The sequence below is a fragment of the Dolichospermum circinale AWQC310F genome, assembly GCF_000426925.1.
GTDB lineage: Bacteria > Cyanobacteriota > Cyanobacteriia > Cyanobacteriales > Nostocaceae > Dolichospermum > Dolichospermum circinale.
The window spans coordinates 1-7,674 of sequence record NZ_KE384700.1 but is presented as its reverse complement, the minus strand read 5'-3'; the positions used below and the strand labels follow the sequence as shown (position 1 = coordinate 7,674).

8 protein-coding genes are annotated in these 7,674 nt (G+C 38.1%); 5 read left to right on the top strand and 3 right to left on the bottom strand.

Going from position 1 to position 7,674, the window contains the following annotated elements; translation table 11 throughout:
* The coding region (locus tag ACIR310F_RS22850) for a bifunctional serine/threonine-protein kinase/formylglycine-generating enzyme family protein (protein WP_231387577.1) at positions 1-1,709 on the top strand (1,709 nt) is incomplete at its 5' end.
* 324 nt (positions 1,710-2,033) lie between these two features.
* Here ACIR310F_RS22850 and ACIR310F_RS0116680 read toward each other — a convergent pair.
* The 3 genes from ACIR310F_RS0116680 to ACIR310F_RS0116670 form a co-directional block, all read right to left on the bottom strand.
* Positions 2,034-2,714: an SDR family oxidoreductase gene (locus ACIR310F_RS0116680; RefSeq protein ID WP_028084819.1), complete on the bottom strand. Its 681-nt coding sequence runs from the start codon at positions 2,712-2,714 to the stop codon at positions 2,034-2,036.
* A gap of 52 nt (positions 2,715-2,766) precedes the next feature.
* Positions 2,767-3,300: a YxeA family protein gene (locus ACIR310F_RS0116675; RefSeq protein ID WP_028084818.1), complete on the bottom strand. Its 534-nt coding sequence runs from the start codon at positions 3,298-3,300 to the stop codon at positions 2,767-2,769.
* A gap of 69 nt (positions 3,301-3,369) precedes the next feature.
* A complete protein-coding gene (locus ACIR310F_RS0116670; RefSeq protein WP_028084817.1) occupies positions 3,370-3,708 on the bottom strand; it encodes a hypothetical protein in 339 nt (112 codons plus the stop codon).
* Between the two features lie 270 nt (positions 3,709-3,978).
* Here ACIR310F_RS0116670 and ACIR310F_RS0116665 point away from each other — a divergent pair, with 270 nt between their 5' ends.
* The 4 genes from ACIR310F_RS0116665 to ACIR310F_RS0116650 form a co-directional block, all read left to right on the top strand.
* Positions 3,979-4,614: a phosphoribosyltransferase gene (locus ACIR310F_RS0116665; protein WP_028084816.1), complete on the top strand. Its 636-nt coding sequence runs from the start codon at positions 3,979-3,981 to the stop codon at positions 4,612-4,614.
* 438 nt (positions 4,615-5,052) lie between these two features.
* Positions 5,053-5,421 (top strand): pentapeptide repeat-containing protein, encoded by a 369-nt coding sequence (locus tag ACIR310F_RS0116660; protein ID WP_028084815.1) that lies wholly within the window; start codon positions 5,053-5,055, stop codon positions 5,419-5,421.
* An 88-nt stretch (positions 5,422-5,509) separates the two neighbouring features.
* Positions 5,510-5,836, top strand: coding sequence for a hypothetical protein (locus ACIR310F_RS0116655; RefSeq protein ID WP_028084814.1), 327 nt, complete (start codon positions 5,510-5,512; stop codon positions 5,834-5,836).
* A 1-nt stretch (position 5,837) separates the two neighbouring features.
* The coding region (locus tag ACIR310F_RS0116650) for a CHAT domain-containing protein (RefSeq protein ID WP_028084813.1) at positions 5,838-7,674 on the top strand (1,837 nt) is incomplete at its 3' end.

Below are 7,674 nucleotides of genomic sequence, written 5' to 3'. Positions count from 1 at the left end.
GGTTTAGCAGAACCTACGCTGCTGAAGATGTAGATAGACTGAATGCACCTTGTGTAATTAAGCAATTTTTTCCCCAAGTTCAGGGAACTGGACAACGTGCTAAAGCTGCGGAATTTTTTAAAGAAGAAGCTTTTAGATTGTATGATTTGGGAGAAAATCATTCCCAAATTCCGCGACTTTTGGCTTATTTTGAACAAGGTTCTAGTTTGTATTTAGTGCAGGAATTTATAATTGGTAAAACTCTTCTAGAAGAACTGCAAAATCAAGCTTATAGTGAAATAGAAGTTCGTCAACTTTTGACTGATTTATTACCAGTTTTAGATTTTGTTCACAAACACAATGTGATTCACCGCGACATTAAACCAGAAAACATTATTCGTCGAGATAGTGATAAAAAACCTGTCTTAATTGATTTTGGTGGTGCAAAACAAGTTACTCAAACTAGTCTAGCTAGACAAGCAACAGCTATTTATACTCTCGGTTATGCACCAACGGAACAAATGGCCGGGTTTGCTTGTCAAGCAAGTGATTTATATGCTTTGGGTGTAACTTGTGTGCGGTTATTAACTCAAGATTTACCATTACAAGATGATTATGGACAACTAAAAGATCATCTTTATGATGCTATGAATGCTAAATGGTTATGGAAAGAACGGTTACAACTTAAAGGAATTACTATTAGTGATGAATTTAGGCAAATTTTAGATAAATTACTCCAACATTTTGCTAGTGATAGATATCAGTCAGCAATGGATGTTTTACATGATTTGAATTTTGCTAAATCTCCCGTTGCTATTAAATTCCCCCCTGTTTCTAAACCACCATTAACACCATTACCTCCACCACCTCCCACCAAAATTATTGTTCCATTACCTCCTTTGTATAACTTTGATTTTTATGTCATTACTCTAGACACTACTGGGAGAGAAGTTAACCGTGATAGACGTAATTCTAAATATTTTCATGAAGAATTAGGCCGAAATACAACTTTAGAAATGGTATCAATTCCTAATGGGACTTTTATCATGGGTTCTCCTGTTTGTGAAGGTGATAGTGATGAACGTCCCCAACATCAAGTAATAGTTCCATCTTTTTTTATGGCTAAATATCCTATTACTCAAGCACAATGGAGAATAGTAGCAGCTTTACCAAAAGTTCAACAAGAATTACATCCCAACCCCTCGAAATTTAAAGGTACAAATCTGCCAGTAGAAAATGTTTCTTGGTATGAAGCTGTAGAATTTTGTGCTAGATTAAAAATTAAAACTGGTAGAGAATATCGTCTACCTAGTGAAGCAGAATGGGAGTATGCTTGTCGTGGAGGAACTACCACATCTTTTCATTTTGGAGAAACAATTACCTCCGATTTAATTAACTGTAGTGGTAGTGATACTTATGTTGGAGAACGAAAAAGTAAATTTCGTAAACAAACAACAAATGTTGGTTATTTTGAAGTTGCAAATGCTTTTGGTTTATATGATATGCACGGTTTAGTATGGGAATGGTGTGCCGATCCTTGGCATAATAACTATCATGGAGCGCCTATAGATGGTAGTGTCTGGGAAAATGGTGGTGATCAACATCGTCGAGTTTTAAGGGGTGGTGCGTGGAATTTTAACGCGGAACTTTGTCGCAGCGCTAGTAGAAGTTGGAATGAAGCAGACGGTGGTTTACGAATTTGTGGTTTTCGAGTAGTATTTTCTGTTTAAATTTAGTTAGTAGTTAGTTAGTAGTGAGGACTTTAGTCCTCCGTCCTCAACATCAATAATAACTAAGGAACTGACAATTAAAAAAAGATCCTCAACTATAGGGTGTGTTATCTTCAACTTTAACACACCCTAATAAATTAATAAATTAGATGATTTACAGCACTTCCTGATGTTATGAGGTACAAGAACCCCACCCCCAACCCCCTCCAATATCAAAAGTTTATCCTTTTCTCCCCCCCGCAGGGGGGGGATTGAGGGGGGTGCGAGGAGGGGGCTTAAGATGTACCTCATAAGAGCGGAAACCCCTGTATTTTTCAAAAATCCCTAATCTAAATTAAATTCCACAAATTCCGGTAATCCTGGATATACCATATTTCGATCTATGGCTGATAATATCTTCTGATCAGAATTAGGAGAATTTAAACAACGACAAACTAATGCAGCAACATCCGCACGATGAATAGTCCCCACAATTTGAGGATTTTCAGTTAAAATTCCGTTGTTGGTAGCAGGTTCAGATTTTAAACCACCAGGACGAATAATTGTATAGTTCAGTCCGCTGGAAATCAGGTATTGTTCAGCCTTTTCTTTTTCAATTAAAACTGGTTTGAGTGCGGCTAAAGCTTGGGGAGGTAAAGCTACCACACTATCACCACTCCCAATAGAAGTTACCAAAATAAACTTTTTTACTCCCGCTTTAACTGCGGCATCAATCAGGTTTTTATTACCGATATAATCGGGTTTGATATCATCTGTCGGTAAACCTCCTAATGTACTGATAACCGCTTGAATAGGTTCATTTCCTAACATTCCCTGTTCAACATCTGCCGCATTTAAAGCATCTCCTAAAACTGGATGAATACCCATTGCTTTTAGTTCTACAGCAGCGGTTTCTGTTCTCACAAGTGCTTTAACTTGAATTTCCTGTGCTGTCAAATATTTAGCGATTTCTTGGCCAACACCCCGACTTGCACCAGCTAGAAAAATGTAAGATGAGATTGACATAATTAGTTGATAAACAAGAGCCTTTATTTACATTTATCACAAAATGGTCATTTTAAAATGGGACTATTTCAAATTCAAAAGTAGCAAGCAAACGCTCATCAATATAAACTTGTATTTGATGTTTACCTAAAGGATCTCCAGGAGAAATAGTCCAGAAATTTTCAATCACACCATTAATAGGTGTTTGCATTCGGGTCGAAGTTGCCGTTTTTCCGTCTTTTGATATGGAGAGATTTTCACGATTTTCTGTGATCCAAGTATCGGGAGGTTTTGGTAAAGTTAAAACTTCTCTCCATTGGACTTTACCCGAATATTTATCAAGTGTAATTCTCCAACCATAAGCATCACCTTCTTTTAAGGGAACGGTAGTTGTTGGGAAAAAATTGACCTTTCCTGATGAGTTAATTATCCTGACCCCAAATTCAGTTTTATTAACAACTATTGGCTGATTAGTAATTGAATTACTATATTTTTGTTTACTTGCGGCTAAAGCAATATCAGAGTTATTTAAACCCGATATTATTAATGGAAACATCAAAAATAACCCAACTACTAAAACCTGTGTATTGGCAATTTTTTTCAACATTCTCTTCTAATAAACAAGTAGGATAGAAAATATATATATCCTACTTGATCAAGATATTTTTGGCAATAGTTAATCTTCGTCAAGTGCAGGTAAAATTTCTTCAAATTGCCACAATTGATCTTTATTTTTCAGAAACCAAATTCGAGTTTCCGTAGTTAATTTACCCCAAATAATATCAGCAGAAACATGGGGAGAAGCATATTGAAATTCTTCCCCGATAATTCTGAGATTATCTTCTATATTTCTAGGAATACCAAAATCCTGCCAATCAATTTTAACATTTCTGCCGGTAACTCCCGCAGTCGGGTCAAAAATTAATTGTGCGGCTCTAACTAAGTCAGCAAAGTGTTGCGGCTTTAATCCAATTACTTCTTGGATTTCAGGTGATTTATGGGCATCTTCAGACATTTTTACTGGAGTTATGTAGATGTGTAATTTAGAGAACTTACTACCAGAGATCATCCCACTCTCTTTAGTTTAGCTCAAAAAATTGAGATAAAATTTAAGAATAAAACCTCTAATAAAGTTTTGGTTGGTAATTTGATTTAACAATTCCTCGGATTTTATTGCTACCCTCAAATTAGAGGGGGAATTTTGTCTTTATAGTGTCATTACGGGATTAACGATCAAATTTCTAGCTTCAATTAGAGACTTATTTTCATGATGAGGTATAATAATATGCTGCAAAAGTTCCGTAACCGCACGCAAGCAGGAAAACTGTTAGCTGCTCGGTTAACAGAATATGCCCATTGTCCTGATATTTTAGTATTAGGTCTTCCCCGTGGCGGTGTACCTGTAGCTTATGAGGTAGCAAAGGAACTTAATGCACCCTTGGATATCTGCTTGGTGCGGAAACTAGGTGTACCTGGACATAAGGAATTGGCCATGGGGGCTATTGCGACCGGAGGAGTCCGTGTTATGAATGAGAATGTCGTAGATTCATTGCAGATTTCCCAAGCAACTATTGATGAAGTAGTAGCAGTGGAAATACGAGAATTAGACCGGCGTAACCACGCTTATCGCGGTAATCGCCCTCCAGTAAAAGTAAAAAATCGTACTATTATTTTAGTTGATGATGGTATTGCTACGGGTGCTACTATCCGAGCAGCGATCGCTACATTGAAAAAACAACAACCCCAGAAGCTTGTAGTAGCTGTTCCCGTGGCGGCGGTATCTACTTGTGAAGAATTAAAAGCAGAGGTAGATCAGGTTATATCAGTAATAACACCAGCCAATTTGTATGCAATTGGGATTTGGTACGAGGATTTTCAGCAAACAACCGACGCTGAAGTATGTAAACTTTTGACAATGTAAAAATTACTGATAGCCAAAGACTCTTAAATCGAAGTTAAAGTTATTTAGAGAACACTTGGTGTCAGTTAAGAAAGTGTCACTCTCTACACTAGCTGTTTGGTGTTCGAACAAGTATAGTTAGTAAATGCAAGGAGTGATACCACTTTACTTGATACTTGTTACAACTTCCCTCGCGCTGCTTATACTTCCTGTTATTTGAGTTGCGAGTCTAAAATGTCACAAAATTAGTAAAGTAGTATAAAGTTATACGGGGAATGCTTGGGTTAGAAAAAACTCAGGCGTTTTTCTTGTTTATAACTACTAGAAGTTTGACTTTAATTGCACATTTACAAGCCTCTTTTTAAGAAGAGGAAAATCCAAAATCCAAAATCCAAAATTGATTGACAGGGAGTATATTGTGGAGATAGAGGTTTTGTTACTCAATTAGGTTAACAGGATATGGACACTGAGGAACTAAAACGACGTTATGCTGCGGGAGAAAGATATTTCGTTTCGGCTAAACTAGTCAAAGCTAAACTAATTAATGCTTATTTACCAGGAATTAATCTATGGGGAGCAGATTTAAGCGAAGCAAATTTAGCTAAAGCTAAACTGTGGGGAGCGAATTTGAGTAGAGCGAATTTAGCCCAGGCCAATTTGACTAGAGCGAATTTATCTGGTGTTAATTTAACTGAAGCAAATCTTAGAGGTGCTAGACTGCATTATACTAAGTTCTACGGAGCGAATTTACATGGTGCATATTATGATGAAAGTACCAAATTTCCTAGAGATTTTGATCCTCTTAGTCACAATATGCAAAAGTTGTAAATACCTAAACTGCTTCTGCTGTTGGTATGGGAAATATTTTAAAGTAGTGAGCAATAGGAATAAAAATTAGGTATTTTTAGGTAAATTTATGACAGAAATTCAATTTGCTATTGAAGGTGAAGACGCAATTACAGCCACAAAAGAACTTTTGGCAATTGAGGGTATAACTGGTAACTATATCGTAAATTCAGAAGACGTGAAAAAAGAGGCAGTAATTACCACTATAGCCACTATAGTTGGTCTTGTGGGTGGAACTGTGGCCATTGCTGAACAAATCCGCAAATGGTATCAAGAGTATAAACAAAAACAGTCTGGTAAAAAGATTGCTAAAGTTCTGATTGTCGGCCGAAACGGTAGACGATTGTTGTTAGAAAATGCTACAATTGAACAAATTCGCCAAATTTTAGAATCATAACGTGCAGATTCTTCACCTTGACCTAAAAGCCGTTGACGGTAATTATGTAGAGTTACGGTACTTTACTGATAATTACAACAAATACGAAAAACGCACACTCTCCCTGAGCGAAATTACCGATTTAATCGAGTTAGCAGAAATAGATTATTACGTTTCCTCTTATGCGGAAGATTACGCAGTCACAGGGTTACGGCTGTATAACTGGTTAGATGGGAGTGACAGATGGTTACAAAACCTCATCAATCAACATCAACATCAGGGTCAAGGAATCATTTTAGCCATTGCTGCGGCGAAAAGACTCGCCCATTTACCTTGGGAAGTCCTGCACGATGGTAAAACCTTTCTCGTTCAACGGTCAATTATTCCCGTCCGGTGGGTATCATCGGACTCTGTGAAAACATTGTCTGTGGAGAAAACCCCAGAAAACCGGGCTTTGCAAGTTTTATTTATGGCTACTTCCCCCCAAGGAGTAGAACCTGTATTAGATTATGAAGCAGAAGAAGCACGAATTTTAGAAGACACAGGAAGACAACCTTTAGCTTTGACAGTAGAAGAAAGCGGTTGTTTATCCGAGTTGGGTTATTTAGTGAATGATTACGGTCAAGATTATTTTGATATTTTCCATATTACCGGTCATGCCACAATTACCAACGGACAACCCCAATTCATTACCGAAACGGAAACCGGAGAAGCTTTTTATGCGAGTGCAGAAGATATTAAAGAAGCACTACAATTCCGAATCCCCAAATTGATTTTCCTGTCTGGTTGTCGCACTGGACAAGCTGGAAGTAAAGATGATAATTATGGTTCAGTCCCTTCAATGGCAGAAGAATTACTAAAAGCAGGTGCAAAAGCCGTTTTGGGATGGGGACAAAAAGTTTTAGAATCTGATGCAACGGAAGCAGCAGCGACATTATATAAAGAATTAGCAGCCGGAGGGCAAATCACCGAAACGGTTGCCAGAACCTATAAAACATTAATCAAAAACAAGGCGCGGGATTGGCATTTATTGCGATTATATGCAGCCGATAGTTTACCAGGGGAATTGGTGACTCCATTGCGGACTGCGGGAAGGAAACCAGCACCACCGCTTTCTGTTAGCACCGAATTTTTAGATCCTGTAACTCAAAAAACAAAAGTCTGCACCCGTGAAAGTTTTGTGGGTCGTCGTCGTCAGTTGCAAAGTTGTTTAAGGACGCTGATACAATCAACTGAAGAAATAGGGGTGTTAATTTATGGCATGGGTGGTTTGGGTAAAAGTAGTTTAGCAGCTAGACTTTGTGACCGACTCCCGAATTTTCAGCGTGTTGTCTTGGTGGGGAGAATTGATGAACCGAGTTTAGTTAGTCGGTTGGTGGACAAGTTGGATGATAACGAACAACGCAAACAGCTACAAAATCCTGATGAGGAATTGAAATTTAGGTTAAAGCGGGTATTTCAGCAATTGTCGGACGCTGGGGAAAAGCCGTTTTTGTTGGTGTTGGATGATTTTGAGGAGAATTTAGAACCTCGTCAAGATAGCTTTGTCCTGAAAACAGCAGCAGTAGAGGTTTTAACAGCTTTGGTTTGGGCAATTCGGGAAACATATACAAATCACCGTTTAATTCTCACCTGTCGTTATGACTTTGAATTTAGCCAGTTGCAGTATTTCTATAAACAGCCGTTGGAGGGAATGAGAGGGGCAGATTTAAGAAAAAAGTGTAGTCGTCTTGTGGCTTTTAAGGCAACATCTCAGGTAGATGAGGCGTTGAAATCTCAAGCGCGGAGGTTAGCTGATGGTAATCCCCGGTTGCTGGAATGGTTGGATAAGATTTTGCAAGCACCCCACCCCCTAACCC

Bases quoted from the DNA above. Each gene is read 5' to 3' on its own strand.
- ACIR310F_RS0116680 (WP_028084819.1), bottom strand. From the start codon at position 2,714: ATGTCAATCTCATCTTACATTTTTCTAGCTGGTGCAAGTCGGGGTGTT.
- ACIR310F_RS0116675 (WP_028084818.1), bottom strand. From the start codon at position 3,300: ATGTTGAAAAAAATTGCCAATACACAGGTTTTAGTAGTTGGGTTATTT.
- ACIR310F_RS0116670 (WP_028084817.1), bottom strand. From the start codon at position 3,708: ATGTCTGAAGATGCCCATAAATCACCTGAAATCCAAGAAGTAATTGGA.
- ACIR310F_RS0116665 (WP_028084816.1), top strand. From the start codon at position 3,979: ATGCTGCAAAAGTTCCGTAACCGCACGCAAGCAGGAAAACTGTTAGCT.
- ACIR310F_RS0116660 (WP_028084815.1), top strand. From the start codon at position 5,053: ATGGACACTGAGGAACTAAAACGACGTTATGCTGCGGGAGAAAGATAT.
- ACIR310F_RS0116655 (WP_028084814.1), top strand. From the start codon at position 5,510: ATGACAGAAATTCAATTTGCTATTGAAGGTGAAGACGCAATTACAGCC.